Raw genomic sequence first — 17,019 nt, forward strand, 5'->3', positions numbered from 1 at the left:
TTTGCTTTAATATTAGAATGACGTAATAGGGTATATTATAATCCCTTCACTTCAAACTCATAGATCCGCGCTGCCGTATCGGCTCCCTGCGTAGGTTTGAGAATCAATAATTTTACATAGCGGGCTTTTACTAACGCAATTGAATCAGTCGACTCGGCAGCCGAGTTTCCTTGGACGTTGACGACATCCTTCCAGTTCGTTCCGTCACTGCTGACCTGAATCGTATAATCACTGGTATTAAAACCGGACCACTCTCCTCCGCTCTCGGCATGCTTGATAACAAAAGCGCTGAGTTGATGTTCGGCGCCGAGGTCGACCTGAAGCCAATGGGGCAGATTACCAATTGCGCACCATTTACTGTTATCCGTCACTTTACCATCTACGGCGTTAGGTGCACCTTCCTTTTCCCCGCAGGCATGATCGGCTGTTGCAGTTTTACCAAGTGCCAGATTTTTCACTGCTCCAGCTTCCTTACTCACTGTGATGAGCTCTTTTTTCGTAATTGTGTCTTGGCCCGAGCTGTTAGTTGCAGTCAGCGTCACACTATAAACGCCTTCCTGAGCGAACGTCACAACTGGGTTTTTTGATGTGCTGACCGCGGGGCTTCCGCTTTCGAAGGTCCATGACCATCCTTCTGTCACTTCAGTCGACAGGTCGGTGAAGTTTACGCTCTCGCCTGGAGCGACTAGGGTTCGATCAGTTTTGAACTCCGCAGTCGGCTTTGGATAATCCGGCCAGCTGATCTTCACACTAGAGGATTGACCTTGCTCGTATCTTTCATTGACGGCAACAACCTTCAATACTGTGATAGTTTCTTTGTCTATTCTTCGCATCTCAGGAACGTAAAACACATGATTTGGTGTTGCACCTATGAACATCTCACTGCCATCTGGAAGCACTCGATAGATTTCGTATTGCTTGACCTGTTGGTCAAGCTGTTTCCACTGTAATCTGGCATCTCCATAAATACCATTGCGAAAATCAGTTTGAGTGACCTTAAGATCGCGAACCGCGGGTAGTGGTTTGATTGGGTCATTAGCATTTTGAATGGAGAGCTGGCCAATTTGAATGTTGTAATTATTAACCTCATTCTTAGAATCAAAATACAATGACAACGCTACGATCCGTTTCCCTTTGTATGGGGTCAAATTCAATGTGTCAGTTGTCCAGTCTGGCGATGTCTTATCCTTCACATTAAGGAAGATATATTGATCGGGCTGATCAGCGAATGCAAGACCAACCTTCAGGCTTGGCTTATTTTGTGTTTTGTACGTAATAGACAGCTTTGTGCTTGCTTCGATCTTAAGGTCGGTCTTGTAGAGCTTCAGATGTGTCGCATTGTTAGGGTTCAGTACGCCTGATACCTTCAACGAACTGCCGCCGTAATAGGCATCGGACCAATCGAGTACTGGTGAAAGCGGGATACCTTTGCTGTCTGCAATCCAGCGCCAGGAGGGAAGAATATCCTGCAGACTCCGGTTGTTCCAGCCTTTATCCCGCACCTGCTTCCCTCTTACAAAATATTTCTGACCGCTTCCCGTGTTGAAGTTGGTGGTGAAAGGCAGCTCATTGATTGGTGATGATTCGATCACATCGTTAGCGATACCTTTCCAGGCTTGATCGCTCGAGGTGTTACTCGGATTCCCGTTTGGACCCACCCAGAATTTGTTCTCGCGTACGAAGAAATCTTCCATACTCTCTGCGCTGTTAAAAGCCCAATCGGGGCGGTAAATACCAAGGGAAGTAACGGCAGGATCTTTATCCGGAAACAACAGATTCCAGTTCACCTTTGTATCGTAACCCTTGGCTTCGACATCGATGCCTGCATACAAGTCATAAGGACTTCTGCCCAAGCTTCTAGCCTTCTCTGCCGAGCTTTTAAGATCCTTCCACCAAAAGTTCAGGAACATATTGTCTGTTATTTGCTTTTTATTGTCTTGCAGGAACATCGCATTCTTGTCGTTAAGTGCATTTTGCCAACTGATACTGCCCTCATTGGTCATGGAATCATACCATACGATGTGCATAGAATTTGACTTGTGTGACTCCAAATAACTTAGGAAAGCTTGCATTTGCTGTGCGTCAGCCGGCGTTCCGCCCTCAGTCTCCTGGTTAATAAACCAGCCGTCAAATCCGTAATGGCTCGCAACCTGGATCAACTTGTCAGCAGCAGGAAAGGATCCGTCACTATTCTGCTGAAGCATCTGCTTGACCCATTCATACTTCCCGCCATATACGGTTGGTGGGAAGAATACCGTTCCAATGATCGGCACCCCATTTTTATGAGCCGCGTCGATCGTATCAGCGCTTGGAGGTACGATGATCCCTTCGCCCGCGGAACCACCCCAATAGACCAGCTTGTCAACATATTGCCAATAGGTAAATGTGTTAGCTTCGAATTTGCTTGAACCCTGCGATGGAACTCCGCTTGTTCCCGGGTTCAGTGCTGATAAAGCCATGACTTTTGGCGTTTTGGTTGCATAAGCGTTGACTCCATCTGCTACAAAACGGTCCTGCAGCGGCACTGTGCTCCGGTTAAATGCGGCATCCGGGTCAGATGCCGGACTCCACTGAAGCAATTGCTCCGGAAACCAATAGGATGAATAAGGCTGTTTCGCGAACGCAGTTGTGGATAAGGCTGCGCACATCACAAGTAAGAATATAAAACCTGCCCCAATCTTTTTCATGCCATACTCCTCCAATCGATTGATTAAATGATTGCGCTTACATTTTATCAAGTTGGACAAAGCTATAGATAGTGGATTAATGGCAAGTTCAGGTGCATTTATTACAGGTCGTCAGCCTAGGCTATAATCCCAGTGGGGAATTTGCTCCTTGAAATTTGATATTTATATACAAAAAGCCGCAATTATGCGGCTATTAAATGTTTATGATAAGGTATAGCGTCAGTTATTACGCTTTTAGGTTTAAAAGAAAATGCCGTGTGTCCTGATAAGCCTCTGTCCAGCCCATCTTAGCATAGAATCGAAGTCCATCGAGTCCCTTAAAATAATAGGCACCGATTAGCCGCTCCTCAAAATTCGGGGTCACTATTCTAGCTTTCTTTTGATAATTTTGATATGTGTTAATGACATCACACCAAGGCATATGCTTGTCGAGAACCGCAAGGTCTATGAGAGAATCGCCATACATGCAATTTCCATCAATAATGCCGGTTATCCGTGTTCCGTTGGACAACATATTCCACTGTTGAAAATCTCCGTGTATAAAGCTTCTATTAGATTCATTATAGGGTACATAGGTCATCAAACGACTATAGATTTCTTCGTATACGTCTCTTTCCAAGCAAGACGTGCGGAAGAGTTCATGCCAATTCTCCCAGAATGTCCCCGTCTGATCTTCCGCATTTACGGCAATGACGAAGTCTTTCCAAGATGAATAGGAACCATTGCCGTCAGGTCCGATCCAACCATAACCGTTAGTTCCCCCAATATCCGCTTCGGCCATTCTTGTTAAAATGCCGATAATTTCTGGCATCAGACGGGTTTGTTCCTCTGCTGTACAATCGGATAGATTGCGACCTTCCATTCGCTCCATGATCAAATAGGTTAACTGATTAGTCCTCCCTAACCCCAAACATTTTGGGAAAGGGATACCTTGGTCGAGTAGCAAATTAGATACAAATTGTTCGGTCTCATATGCTCGTTCCAAATCGCTGAATTTCACAACATAGTCTTTTCCTTCTAAAATAAAAGAAAACACGTTGCTTATATTGCCGCCAGACAACGGTGTAATCTCAGCCGCTCCCTGTCCAAGATGATTCCACAGTACTTTTTCAATTTCACTCATGGTCAATTCTGGTTTTTCGTAAGCCATTTTTACTCCAACTCCTGCTTATTTGAGTCTACTATGAATTTATCCGCAGCATATCAAAAACACCCTCATCCTAAATATCTCGTTCCTCATACTCAAAGGGTTCATCACATGAGTAAATTTCATGGAAAAATCCTACATATGGGATATCGTCTTCTAGACATTTTATACGATATGACAGCTCTTCATCGCATTCCGGCTCTTCACCATTGTTCCGCATTACCTCGAATGCATCAACGATGTTTTCCATGAGGGTTACTTGGATAAATAATGGCAATGTGTCTAACATCGAATCTTCGATCCTGGTCTCGGATCTGTAGCCATCAAGGACTGTTTTAAAATAATCATCCATAAACTTTTTGCGTTTATCAGTGTCTTGTTCAAATTGTATCCAGCCCACTCCAAGTGTCCAAAGATTTGCCAGGTCATACATATACCAACAAAAGCAGGAGTTATCGAAATCAAAAACAGTTATTTGCCCTGTATCAAAATCGATCATATAATTCCCATCGCAGTAATCAAAATGAACCATCCCAAAAGACTCGTGATTCCTGTCCATCCCTTCTAAGGTTGTTAAGAGATCTACCAGTTTCTCCTTCAAAAGAGATAACGAGTTAGGTATTAGCTTATCTATATAATCGGCATTGTATTTATCAAAAAAATCATACCGAGAATGGACAGGTGTATAACCCTTCGACAATTGATGCATTTTCCCAAGAACTTTGCCACAGTTATAATAGTATTCCGTAATAGGAACGCCTTCCCGATACTGATAATTATTTTCCGCGAGCATCCCCCCCTTGGCCTTTTCAAACAAGCAGACAAAAAAGGTATGATTATTAAGAGTTATCGTTTCCAGCAGATTCCCCTTCTGGGAGTTGACCACATTCGAAACACTGCCGCCATGCTCGTACAAATACCTGATATATTCCACTTCACCCAAAATATCTTCTCGGCTTCTGTCACTTAAAAAGGCAATTCTGATTATTTTTGCTTCAGAATCAGCTTTATCACAGTTATATGCGACATTCCGTCCTCCTTCATGTGCATTGATAAGCCTGATTTCATAACCTTCCAATCCGTACAATTCCATCACTAATGGAAGTAAGTGTGTATCAGCGATTTTAATAACCTCGTTATAATTCAGAATATCTCTCCTCTCAACTTCTTCAATATATGGATAGTTTACCAGTTCCAGCAGATAAACAGGATGGAGAAAACAACTATAACTGAACTATCCTGCTTCATTAGGTCATCGTTCCTAGGTACACACGAATTAAAATATCTTGGTCATGGTTACCGAATCCAGCCCCATAAAGTGTCAAACCACCAACATTAACAGCCTTCTCGTCAACTGCGAACCGAAGCGTCCAGAATTGTTCCCGTAGCAAAATATCTGCGACAGTAATGTCCGACATCCTTTCTTCATCAATAAATGTGCCCGAAGTGTCAATGCGGATCGTCTTCAATAACCCGTATTGATTTACATTCCGATGCCACCAATCCGGAGTATATATGCCTCGTGCCGCTCTTCCAAAGTCTGCCGGACTGGTCCAAGTTCCAAGCTTCACACCGTTAAAAAAGAACTCAATATCCGAAGGCCAATGATCTTTCAAGCCTGGCGCTTCAGAAGCAATTTCCATTGAAATCTCGATGGCCTCGGGCATTTGACCGGGAAGTAAGTAGTTAGGCGTTTTGTACTCTACGTAACCTCTCCCAAACCACAAAATGCCGGCGTTGACCCGCTCGGGATCGAGAAAATAGCGGGGATCGTCCCAAACCCCAATCTCTTTCTCTTGTGTCCCAAGACCACATGTAGGATGGACATCAAACGAGGTATAATGACCGACTGAAATGGTCTGCTCTCTGATCCTCGGGGTTTGAGTGGCAGTGGGGAGTTCGATTTCAACTCTTTTTTGTTTAAGGAAACACATTTTGTGCGTTCCTCCGTTTAGGCGTATCCTGTGACTTCCTGTAAGTCCAGCTTGTTCGAGCTTTCGGATATGCATAGTAACTATGGAAGGACTAAGCTCTAACTTAGCCGCGATCTCCTTCACATTCATTTCATTATCTGCAATGAGGCTCATAATCCTCCATCTGACTTCGCTTGCCAGCGCTTCATATAACGCCATGAATTTTGCTTCGCCGTTTGCTTTGATCATCATCATAATCACCTGACCTGTGCTTATTGAAATTACATATATATTAATTTAATAAATATAACGTATATCTTCAACCCCGATTCATTGAAAAATTATAAGCAATAGTGTTTAATTTTCTTAGTAGTTGAATATATTGAATTCTTATTTATATGAATTTATTAATGAGGTGGAGAAATGAAATACAATAATCCGGTCATCAAAGGGTTTTATCCTGATCCCAGCGCATGTAAAGTTGAAGACACTTATTATTTGGTCTGCAGTTCCTTTCAGTATTTTCCCGGTGTTCCGATTTTTGAAAGCAAAGATTTAATTAATTGGACCCAAATCGGTCATTGCTTAACCCGAAAGAACCAGATTCAACTGGATACTGTGGACAGCTCCGGTGGTGTATTCGCCCCCACCCTGCGGTACAATAATGGACGATTCTACATGACGACCACTAATGACACTCTGCGCCAGAACTTCTATGTCTGGACTGACAATATTTACGGCGAATGGTCTGATCCGATTAATGTAGATCAAGGCGGTATTGATCCGGATTTGTATTTTGAAGACGGCAAAACGTATTTCATGAGTAATGGGACAGACGATTACGGAGTTAATGGTATAGTCCAATGTGAAATTGAAATTGAAACTGGGCAGAAGCTGTCGTCAAGCCGTTCAATCTGGCAAGGATCCGGTGGGCGTTATTTGGAGAGTCCTCATTTATACAAAATTAATGGACAATACTATCTACTAGCTGCTGAGGGTGGAACCGAATATGGGCATATGGTTACTTATGCAAGGGGCAATTCTCCTACTGGTCCATTCGAAGCCTACCCGCATAACCCCGTATTGACTAATCGAAATTTAGGCGGTTACGAGCTTCAGGGAGTTGGACATGGAGATTTGGTACAAGACCATGAGGGGGATTGGTGGCTGTTACATCTTGGATTCCGGCAGACTGGCCAGTATCTTACCTATCACCATTTGGGGCGCGAGGTTTTTCTAACTCCGATTACCTTTGGCGAGGATGGATGGTTTACAGCAGGTCATGAAGGTACCACACTTATAAGTTTCGAGACTGATCGTATTGCGGACACAGTCATTCAGCAGGAGAAAAGAGTCTTTACGTTCGAGAACACAGATTGGAATTTAGACTGGTGTTACCTGCGTCACCCGGTTACAGAAAATTATCGGTTAGAAGCTGATAAAATAAAGCTTAAAGGAACTGCAGTTACGTTAGATATCCCGGCTACTCCGACATTTATTGGTATTCGTCAAAAAGATTTTAACGCAATTATTTCGTGCCAAGTCAGCCTTACGAATGGTGAAGCCGGAATTACACTTTACATGGACGAAAATCACCATTATGATTTGGCCTTGCGTAAACATCCAGAGGGTTATGAGATTATCGAACGGCTGAATATCGGAGATATCAAATCCATTGAAAAAACAAAAAATATAGGTCAGTGCAACCATGCTTCATTAGTTGTCAAAAGCAGTCCAACGCATTATCAATTTTATATCCAGGTAGACGGTATTGAGATCTTACTCGGAGCTGCGCAAACCAAATATCTATCCTCTGAAATAGCCGGAGGATTCACAGGTGTGCTTATTGGTTTGTACGCCACTGGAGAAGATCAAGATTATAATGCGATATTCACAAGCTTTAGCTGCCTTTATTCTTAAACCTTCAAATTAAAATGAACTGTTCAAGGCTAAGGGTCTTATAAATAAAAGAGGGGTTAACCCCTTAATTATGGTTAACCCCTCTTTTATCAAAACCAACAAGATCCTAAGAAAAATTAGATATCCAGCTTCCTTGTACTTAACGCTTTTACCATTACAGGATCTCTATGTGAAAAGAACAAGCTCTCTTTTGTGTCTAACAGCGCAATTTGTTCTATATCCTCTGAGTTTAATTCAAAGTCAAAGATATTAAAGTTTTCAATTATTCTTTCTTTCCGGACAGACTTTGGAATCACAACAACTCCTCTTTGCGTCAACCAGCGTAAAACCACTTGGGCAACAGATTTATTATATTTTTGGGCTATTGATACTAAAACTTCGTTCTGAAACATGTTGTTTTTACCTTCAGCAAATGGACCCCATGATTCAATCTGAACATTGTTTTCTTTCATGAATGCAGCACTTTCAATTTGTTGGCAGAAGGGATGTGTCTCAACTTGATTAACTGCAGGAGTTACTTCATTATGAATAATCAAATCAATCAGACGATCGTTCTGGAAGTTACTTACGCCAATCGCTCTTATTTTTCCTTCACGGTACAATTCCTCCAGCGCCCGCCAAGAACCATGCACATCACCAAATGGCTGATGAATTAAATACAAATCCAAATAATCAAGTTGCAATCTTGAAAGGGATTTTTCAAATGCTTCCTTTGTACGTTCGTATCCTGTATCTTGAACCCATAATTTCGTAGTAATAAATAGATCCTCTCTTGGTACTCCACTCCGTTTGAGGGCTCTTCCCACCGCTTCTTCGTTTAGGTATGAGGCTGCGGTATCTATCAGTCGATAACCTGACATGATCGCATCGTAAACAGCTTGTTCACATTCAGCTGCATCTTGAATTTGAAAAACCCCAAAACCAAGTATCGGCATTTCAACACCATTGTTCAAAATAACTTTTTGCATAAAAAATCCTCCTATTAGTTGATGATATAGCTCTATTTAAAAGTGTGAACTATCAATATCCATTTTAGACAAAGCTTCATTTAGACTATCTACATCTTCCTTTGTTAATTTGAGATCAGCTCCATATAGGTTTTCTTCTAATCTGTTTAATTTTGTAGTGCCTGGAATTGGAATGATATATGGTTTTTGAGCTAATTCCCACGCGAGTACGACTTGAGCTGGTGCTGCATTTTTACTTTTTGCAACTTGAGTAATTAAATCTAATAACACTTGATTATGATCAATCACATCAGGTTTGAATCTTCCCATGAAACTTCGATAGTCACCTTCATCATATTTGGTTTCCTTGGTATATTTACCACTTAAGAAACCATTTCCTAATGGACTGTAAGCGATAAAAGCAATTCCTAATTCTTCACAAAGTTCAAACAACTCTTTTTCCGGTTCACGCCACATCATGGAGTACTGATTTTGGGTTGCAGTAATCGAACATACAGCATTTGCTCGTTTCATATAATCAATCGGTGCATTTGAGACACCCCATGTTTTAATCTTCCCTTCAGCTATTAAATCTTTCATTGTTTCAGCGACAGCTTCAGGTTCGACATTTGGATCCACTCGGTGCTGATAATATAAATCAATGCAATTGACCTTCAACCTTTTTAATGAACCTTCTATTTGTTCACGAATAGAATCTGGTGTGCTATTCAAAATAAGTTGAGGTTGACCGTCTACAGCTTCTTGTCCTAAAATTCCGAATTTAGTTGCAATCACAACTTGATCTCTTTGTGGTGCAAGGGCTTCGCCTACTAATTCCTCATTGGAATCTCCATAAAAAGCAGCAGTATCAAAGAAATTACATCCTAGTTCAACTGCTCTGCGAATTAATTTAACCATTTCATTACGATCTGCTGGCTTTCCATAGGCATGATCCATTCCCATACAGCCAAGCCCTATTGCCGAAACTTCCAAGCCACTATTTCCTAATTTACGCATTTGCATCTGTGATCTTCCTTTCGCATGAAGTTCAGTCAAAGTTCAACGTTCAAGTAAGCTGCATTATTGATCAGCACGTTAATCCAGCTAAATTAGTTTGGGTACTATTTTAGTATGCAACAATTTTTCACAAAATAGATATCATAATAGTATTAAATCATTGCCTATTCCTCTCATTTCATTGAATCCTCCCTATGTATGAGTCACTTTATATCGACTACAAGGATTTCAAACCAAATCTTAAGATTAGATAAATATTGATTCTGCTCCCTTTAAAACAAATTCCCCACAGGTAATAATGGATACAAACCTACTATTGGAGTGAACAGTAATGATTAACATACTCGTAGTTGAAGATGATAAGCATGTAAGAAGACTTCTTGAAGCTGTTCTGAAACGCGAAGGATATGATGTTGTAACTGCTGAAGACGGAGTTAAAGCTTTGGAGGTCCTTGATTCACAGCATATTGATCTAATCATTCTGGATATCATGATGCCTAATATGGATGGTTATGAATTCGCCAAGGAAGTAAGAGATGCCGATAGCTTGGTCCCCATTCTTATGGCTACAGCAAAACAGCTGCCTGAAGATAAGAAAAAGGGGTTCCGGATTGGAACTGATGATTATATGACCAAACCCATTGATACCGAAGAAATGCTGCTCAGAATCCAAGCGCTGCTTCGCCGTTCGCAAATCGCAAGTGCCCGTAAATTAGTAGTGGGTAAAGTGATCCTTGATTATGACGCATTGACAGTAACCCGGGAGGACGAGAAACAAACGCTTCCGCAAAAAGAATTCTATTTGTTGTATAAGTTGTTGTCCTATCCTGAACGGATTTTCACGCGCATCCAGCTTATGGACGAGATATGGGGCATGGAAAGTGAAAGTACGGATACAACCGTTAATGTGCATATCAATCGTTTGCGGAAACGGTTTGACGCTTATCCAGAGTTTGAACTGGTTTCCGTCAGAGGTCTTGGATACAAGGCGGTGCGAAGCCAGTGAGCAAAATAAGTAACAAGCTCAGCAACAGAATCAGCCTTCCCATCTATTTTTCTCTTATCATATTTTTCATCTTTCTTATTACCGTTGTGATTACAGGACTACTCTTCTTTCTCGCACAGGTTTTTGGTTTGTTGAACGAAGAGCTTGCCCAGGATGGATTCGTACTACCCATAATGGTATTAATCGCTTGTACAATTATCGGTACCACGATATCAGCCATCACAAGCCGGAAAATGGTAAAATCCATCCGGATATTTATAGAGGCCACAGAGCGTCTTGCCAGTGGTGACTTCTCCATGCGGCTCCAGCTCAAAAGCCCGCCAGAGTTTGAAATTCTATCAGAGAACTTTAACCGTATGGCTGAAGAGCTTGGGGGTATCGAAATTCTGCGAACTGATTTTGTAAACAATTTTTCCCATGAATTCAAAACACCGATTGTATCTATTAAAGGGTTTGCTGAAGTCTTAAAGAATGATGATCTTACTAAAGAGGAACGTGATGAATATCTAGATATTGTCATTGAGGAATCGACCAGACTTGCCTCCCTTGCTTCGAATGTACTGGAGCTGACGCAGGTTGAGACGCAAAAGATTCTGACAAACAAAATGCGGTTTAATGTTGGGGAACAAATTCGCCAGTCTGTGCTTTTACTGGCTGCCAAATTTGAGAAGAAGCACCTGAAGCTGAATGTTAATATTCAGGATTATGAACTCTCCGGCAATAAAGAGCTTTTAAATCAAGTTTGGTTAAATTTATTGGATAACGCGATCAAATTCACTCCTGAGCATGGTGAAATTGAAGTTAAGATGAAGAAAAACGAGGATAACCTGGTGATTCTAGTTCATGACTGCGGAAGCGGTATTCATCCTGAGGCTCTTCCCAAGATATTCGATAAATTTTATCAGCAGGATACTTCCCACTCCACTGCAGGCAATGGACTTGGATTAGCAATTGTTAAAAAAATCATTCATCTACACCATGGAACCATTTCTTGCGAAAGCATTCCATTACAAGGAACCACATTTACAGTTACGATTCCGATTGGAATGTAGTACGAGCCCTGGAGAACCTCATCGTTCTTTCAGGGTTTTTTTATTTTTCAGAAAAGTTAACTTTCAGTTTATCTTCTTTCGTTATCATTTAAGCAACGCCACATAAAGGAGTCAGATGTATGGTAACTATACTTAAGTACTTAAAACCGAAGGAATGGGCCCTAATCGGTATCAGCATCCTATTCATTGTCACACAGGTATGGCTGGATCTGGAATTGCCCGGTTATATGAGCGAGATTACTCGTCTTGTACAGATACCAGGGAGTGAAATGAGCGAAATCATTGCAGCCGGAGGCTGGATGTTGCTCTGTGCCCTTGGCAGCTTAGCCACATCAATTATAGTGGCAGGGATCGCCGCTAAAATTGCCGCCAACTTCTCTTCAAGATTACGCTCCAAATTGTTTGATAAGGTACAGTCTTTCTCTATGGAAGAAATCAACAACTTCTCTACAGCTAGTTTAATTACCCGTTCAACAAATGACATTACACAAGTGCAAATGCTGATTGTCATCGGTCTGCAACTCCTGGTGAAGGCTCCCATCCTTGCCGTTTGGGCAATGCTCAAAATTACAGGCAAGAGTTGGCAGTGGTCGCTTGCTACCGGTGTCGCCATTGGGGTATTGATTCTTATTGTCGGCATAGTGATCGTGCTAGTGCTTCCGAAATTCCAAAAATTGCAGCAACTGACTGATAATCTTAATCGTGTTGCAAGAGAGAATCTTACCGGCCTTCGTGTCATTCGTGCGTATAATGCGGAAAGCTACCAGGAAGATAAATTTAGCGTAGCCAACAGCGAGCTTACCCGAACGAATTTATTCGCCAATAATGTACTGTCCATGATGATGCCAAGTATTTCTCTGATTATGAGCGGTTTAAGTCTCGCAATATATTGGATTGGTGCTATTTTGATTCAAAATGCCAATGGTACGGCGAAGATGGGCTTATTTTCAGATATGATTGTCTTCTCATCCTATGCGATGCAGGTGGTTATGGCATTCATGATGCTGATCATGATTTTTATCCTGATGCCTCGTGCCCATGTATCCGCTAAAAGAATCAATGAAGTGCTGGATACTAAGCCAAGCTTAGAGAACGGATCACTTACTTCCTCCAGGGCAAATCGGTTGGGTGAGGTCGAATTCAAAAATGTCAGCTTTAAATATCCGGATGCAGAAGAATACGTTATTAAAGATATCAGCTTTACGGTGAAAAAAGGAGAAACTGTAGCCTTTATCGGTTCAACCGGATGCGGAAAAAGTACCGTCGTGAACCTGATTCCTCGCTTTTATGATGCTACAGCAGGTGAAGTGTTGGTGGATGGTATTAATGTTAACCAATATGAGCAAACTGCACTGCGCAATAAAATGGGATATGTATCTCAGAAAGCGATTTTGTTTGGCGGCACGGTGAGCTCTAATGTTGCTTTTGGCGATAATGGCAGTGATCTGTCCTCTGATGTTGTTGATGCCATTTACACCTCTCAAGCTTCAGATTTTGTTGAAAAGATGGAAGGAAGCTACGAGGCTCATGTCTCTCAAGGCGGTACAAACTTGTCTGGCGGTCAAAAACAACGTCTTTCCATTGCCCGAGCCATTGCCCGTCGTCCTGAAATATTAATCTTCGACGATTCCTTCTCAGCGCTTGATTATAAGACGGATCGCAAATTGCGAAGTGAATTGAAGAAAAAATCTAGCGGTACAACGATACTAATCGTTGCCCAACGGATCGGTACAATCAAAGACGCAGACAAAATCATTGTACTGGAAGCCGGACGAATGGCAGGCATGGGAACACATGATGAATTGATGCAGACCTGTGATGTCTACCAAGAGATTGCTTACTCACAACTTTCAAAGGAGGAACTAGCTTAATGAACAAAAGCAAAGAGCAACTCAACACGTGGAGCAAACTTCTCCACTATTGCAGAAAATATATCCCTGTAGTTCTTATAGCTATTATTAGTGCAGCAATCGGTACGGTTCTGACTCTGCTTGGACCGGATAAGCTTTCGGAGATGACAGACTTGATCACGGCCGGCCTCGTCACCGGAATTGATATGGAAGCAGTAACTTCTATCGGCCTTTTCCTTGTATTTATCTATATCCTTAGCGCTGTGTTATCTTTGGTACAAGGATTAATTATGTCCGCAGTTACGCAAAAGGTCTCCAAAAACTTAAGAGCCGATCTCTCACGCAAAATGAACAAACTTCCGATCTCTTATTATAATAATTCTACAACCGGTGACATCCTGTCCCGGGTTACCAACGATGTGGATACGATCGGGCAAGCTTTAAACCAAAGCGTAGGCACATTGGTAACTGCCCTTGCCCTCTTTACGGGATCCATCATCATGATGTTCAAAACAAATGTGATCATGACTATTACGGCGGTAGTTGCAACTATCATTGGCTTTGGCCTCATAGCGGCAATTATGAAAAAATCCCAAAAGTATTTTCAAAGTCAGCAAGAATACTTAGGGAAAATCAATGGCCATGTGGAGGAAGTATATACAGGACATACTGTAGTGAAAGCCTACAATGGTGAATCACAAATGCGCAATACATTTGAATCCCTGAATATGAATCTTAAAGATAGTGCATTTAAAGCGCAGTTCCTCTCCGGTCTTATGATGCCGATTATGATGTTTATAGGCAATCTAGGTTTTGTGGCCGTTTGTGTAGTTGGTGCTGTTCTAGCTATGAACGGAACGATATCCTTTGGGGTCATTGTAGCCTTTATACTGTATGTCCGTTACTTTACACAACCGCTCTCTCAGATTGCTCAAGCCGCACAAAGTCTGCAATCGGCTTCCGCGGCAAGCAAACGTGTATTTGAGTTCCTCGATGCTGACGAAATGGACAATGAAAGTCATAAAGAAAGACATCTTAAAACTGCTGTGGGCAAAGTTGATTTTGAACATGTGCAATTTGCTTATGAAAATTCAGATAAACTTGTGATTAAAGATTTTTCTGCAGAGATTAAGCCTGGGCAAAAAATTGCTATAGTCGGCCCTACCGGCGCAGGTAAAACTACACTGATAAATCTTCTAATACGGTTTAATGAATTAAAGGGCGGAGAGATTTATATTGATGATACCCCCATCAGCAGCTTAACAAGAGAAAACATCCATGATCTATTCTGTATGGTCTTGCAGGACACCTGGCTTTTTGAGGGCACTATCAGGGAAAATCTAGTGTACAACAAAACAGGTGTAACCGATAAAGAAGTTGAAGATGCTTGTAAGTCGGTAGGCTTGCATCATTTCATTCAGACCTTAAGTGCCGGTTATAATACCATACTAAATGACAAAGTTAATTTATCCACGGGCCAAAAGCAACAGCTTACGATCGCCCGCGCGATGCTCAAAAATGCCCCAATGCTCATCCTCGATGAAGCTACAAGCTCAGTCGATACAAGAACAGAGCTCTTGATTCAGCAGGCAATGGATAAGCTCATGGAGGGAAGAACCTCTTTTGTTATTGCGCATAGACTCTCAACCATTAAGAACGCCGATGTGATTCTGGTTCTGAAGGAAGGCGATATCCTGGAAAGCGGCAGCCACGAAGAACTACTTGCCAAAAATGGTTTTTATGCGGAGCTTTATAATAGCCAATTCGACCAAGCCTCTTAAAGCCTAGTTGACACTGTGAATTATATAGCGAAAGTCAAAAAGACCTACTCATTGTTCTTATCCAGAACAATGAGTAGGTCCTTTATTTGCTATGAACACATATCATCTACTGGCAAGGAATTCATCAAGCTGTTTTTGCTTTTCAGCAATGACTTTATCTAGGCCGGCCGATTTTTGGGCGGCGATAAATTTCGGCAATTCTTTGTCCAGATCAACCGATCCGGTCTCAAGCATCTTTTGATATTCTCTTAGAACGTTTGCTAGTGCTCCGACTTCGGATTTGACTGGCTCGCTGTCAAAGGTGAAGCCCAGTGCCGGCGATGATTTAGCGCCTTCGTTGAACTTTTTGAACTGCTCCCACTTGTCTGGAGCTTCCGAACTCCAGACATAGTTCAGGAATTGATTTCCCAGCTCCCAAGCGACGCCCGGTGCGTACTGTCCTGACTTCTCCGTCTGCGTCATAACATTACCATTAAGTGTAAAGTGTGTACCTTCAATACCGAAGTTAAGCAGATTAATAATCTCTTGATCTGTATGAAGCAGGTTAATCAGCATCATGGCGCGTTCCGGGTTCTTGGAAGTTGATGAGATGGCTAACATGGCGCCGGTAGTCTCCGATGTGGCGACCGTTTTACCTGTTAAAGTAATTTGTGCAAGCTTGCCATCAAGTCCTGTCGCGGATGCGATTTCTTCTGCTTTGCCTGGCTTAAGAGGCTCTACAGTGGAAAATACATTGCCCGTCTTATAAGCATCAAGGGATGACGTTTGGGAAGTGGCCGCATCTTTGTTAAGATACCCCTTCTGGAAGAAATCACGGGTTACTTTTAATGCATTTAAGTATTGTGGATACTCTTCGGCCGGTTTGACTGTCGCTTCCGTGCCATTCTTATCGATAGCGCCAGGTATCGTCGTATCACCTAAAAAATCCAATTCCACAAAGGAGTGAGAGGCGAACGTGCCACCCGTTGTATACAGCGGATACATGGTTGGCTTCTTCTCTTTAACGATCTTATAAACGGCATCTAAATCTTCGATCTTTTGCACTTTACTCATGTCAATGCCGAGTTCATCAGCGATATCCTTCCGGTACACAATGCCCCCTGACGATGCCAATTCTTTATTCGTAGGGACTGCATAATTTTTGCCGCCGATTTTGGAGCCATCGAGAAAAGCTGGATCTAAGCTATCCTTAATGCCCTGGCCATACTGATCGAGCAAGGGACCGAGATCTAAGTAAGCACCTTTGGCAACGTTCTTTGCATACCCGTTCCATGAGGCTGTAAATAGAATGTCTACGGGCTCTCGAGAAGCGATGATGAGGTTAGTCTTATCATCCCATGCTCCCCAATCGATTGGTGCGATATCTACCGTCGCGTTGATTTTTTCGGTCAAGATCTTGTTCAGCGCTTCCTCGACGATAGCCTCGTCCGCCTGTGGAGCTCCTTCGTAGACCAGCTTTATTTTATAAGGCTCCAGCTTCGAGGGCTCATTGGATGTGTTATCGGTGGTTGAGTTCGCTGATGAGCTCGGTGCGGCGCTTTCTTTTCCGGCATTATCTGGTGTAGCGTTGTTCGAGTTGTTTGAATTGCCGCAAGCCGTAGTGGCTAATGCTGAAATAAGCATCAGTGTGAGAAGCAGTGAAGCCTTGCTTTTCGTATCCTTCATTTTCAAGTAATCCCCCCATAAAATAAAATGATAT

At 42.3% G+C, this 17,019-nt stretch carries 12 protein-coding genes; 5 read left to right on the top strand and 7 right to left on the bottom strand.

Annotated elements, in window-relative coordinates; all coding sequences use genetic code 11:
- Positions 1 to 35: 35 nt before the first annotated feature.
- The 4 genes from MHH63_RS12610 to MHH63_RS12625 form a co-directional block, all read right to left on the bottom strand.
- Entirely contained in the window at positions 36 to 2,687 is a 2,652-nt protein-coding gene (locus MHH63_RS12610; protein WP_341171611.1) for an endo-beta-N-acetylglucosaminidase, read from the bottom strand.
- A 226-nt stretch (positions 2,688 to 2,913) separates the two neighbouring features.
- Positions 2,914 to 3,837, bottom strand: a complete 924-nt coding sequence (locus tag MHH63_RS12615; RefSeq protein ID WP_076184961.1) for a phosphotransferase family protein — start codon at positions 3,835 to 3,837, stop codon at positions 2,914 to 2,916.
- 70 nt (positions 3,838 to 3,907) lie between these two features.
- Positions 3,908 to 4,927, bottom strand: a complete 1,020-nt coding sequence (locus MHH63_RS12620; RefSeq protein WP_179088134.1) for a phosphotransferase enzyme family protein — start codon at positions 4,925 to 4,927, stop codon at positions 3,908 to 3,910.
- A gap of 154 nt (positions 4,928 to 5,081) precedes the next feature.
- On the bottom strand, positions 5,082 to 5,996 hold the full coding sequence (locus MHH63_RS12625; RefSeq protein WP_076130610.1) for an ArsR/SmtB family transcription factor: 915 nt from the start codon (positions 5,994 to 5,996) through the stop codon (positions 5,082 to 5,084).
- Positions 5,997 to 6,170: 174 nt separating this feature from the next.
- Between MHH63_RS12625 and MHH63_RS12630 the strand changes: the two genes are divergently transcribed.
- On the top strand, positions 6,171 to 7,667 hold the full coding sequence (locus tag MHH63_RS12630; RefSeq protein ID WP_076190317.1) for a glycoside hydrolase family 43 protein: 1,497 nt from the start codon (positions 6,171 to 6,173) through the stop codon (positions 7,665 to 7,667).
- A 116-nt stretch (positions 7,668 to 7,783) separates the two neighbouring features.
- Here the strand turns inward: MHH63_RS12630 and MHH63_RS12635 are convergent, their stop codons facing one another.
- A complete protein-coding gene (locus MHH63_RS12635; RefSeq protein WP_076130608.1) occupies positions 7,784 to 8,635 on the bottom strand; it encodes an aldo/keto reductase in 852 nt (283 codons plus the stop codon).
- A gap of 36 nt (positions 8,636 to 8,671) precedes the next feature.
- Positions 8,672 to 9,637 carry an aldo/keto reductase gene (locus MHH63_RS12640; protein ID WP_341171612.1) on the bottom strand — a complete coding sequence of 322 codons (966 nt, stop codon included), beginning with the start codon at positions 9,635 to 9,637 and terminating at the stop codon, positions 8,672 to 8,674.
- Positions 9,638 to 9,962: 325 nt separating this feature from the next.
- Here MHH63_RS12640 and MHH63_RS12645 point away from each other — a divergent pair, with 325 nt between their 5' ends.
- The 4 genes from MHH63_RS12645 to MHH63_RS12660 all read left to right on the top strand — a co-directional run bounded on the left by MHH63_RS12645 (position 9,963) and on the right by MHH63_RS12660 (position 15,320).
- On the top strand, positions 9,963 to 10,637 hold the full coding sequence (locus MHH63_RS12645; protein ID WP_036677195.1) for a response regulator transcription factor: 675 nt from the start codon (positions 9,963 to 9,965) through the stop codon (positions 10,635 to 10,637).
- Positions 10,634 to 11,689: a HAMP domain-containing sensor histidine kinase gene (locus tag MHH63_RS12650; RefSeq protein WP_081383288.1), complete on the top strand. Its 1,056-nt coding sequence runs from the start codon at positions 10,634 to 10,636 to the stop codon at positions 11,687 to 11,689. The genes MHH63_RS12645 and MHH63_RS12650 overlap by 4 nt, the downstream gene beginning before the upstream one ends.
- A 119-nt stretch (positions 11,690 to 11,808) precedes the next feature.
- Positions 11,809 to 13,560: an ABC transporter ATP-binding protein gene (locus tag MHH63_RS12655; protein ID WP_341171613.1), complete on the top strand. Its 1,752-nt coding sequence runs from the start codon at positions 11,809 to 11,811 to the stop codon at positions 13,558 to 13,560.
- A complete protein-coding gene (locus MHH63_RS12660) occupies positions 13,560 to 15,320 on the top strand; it encodes an ABC transporter ATP-binding protein (protein WP_036677200.1) in 1,761 nt (586 codons plus the stop codon). The genes MHH63_RS12655 and MHH63_RS12660 overlap by 1 nt, the downstream gene beginning before the upstream one ends.
- A 102-nt stretch (positions 15,321 to 15,422) precedes the next feature.
- Here MHH63_RS12660 and MHH63_RS12665 read toward each other — a convergent pair whose 3' ends face one another.
- Positions 15,423 to 16,985, bottom strand: a complete 1,563-nt coding sequence (locus MHH63_RS12665) for an ABC transporter substrate-binding protein (protein WP_076130604.1) — start codon at positions 16,983 to 16,985, stop codon at positions 15,423 to 15,425.
- Positions 16,986 to 17,019 lie beyond the last annotated feature (34 nt).

The sequence above is a fragment of the Paenibacillus sp. FSL H3-0310 genome, from assembly GCF_038002785.1.
GTDB lineage: Bacteria > Bacillota > Bacilli > Paenibacillales > Paenibacillaceae > Paenibacillus_AQ > Paenibacillus_AQ odorifer.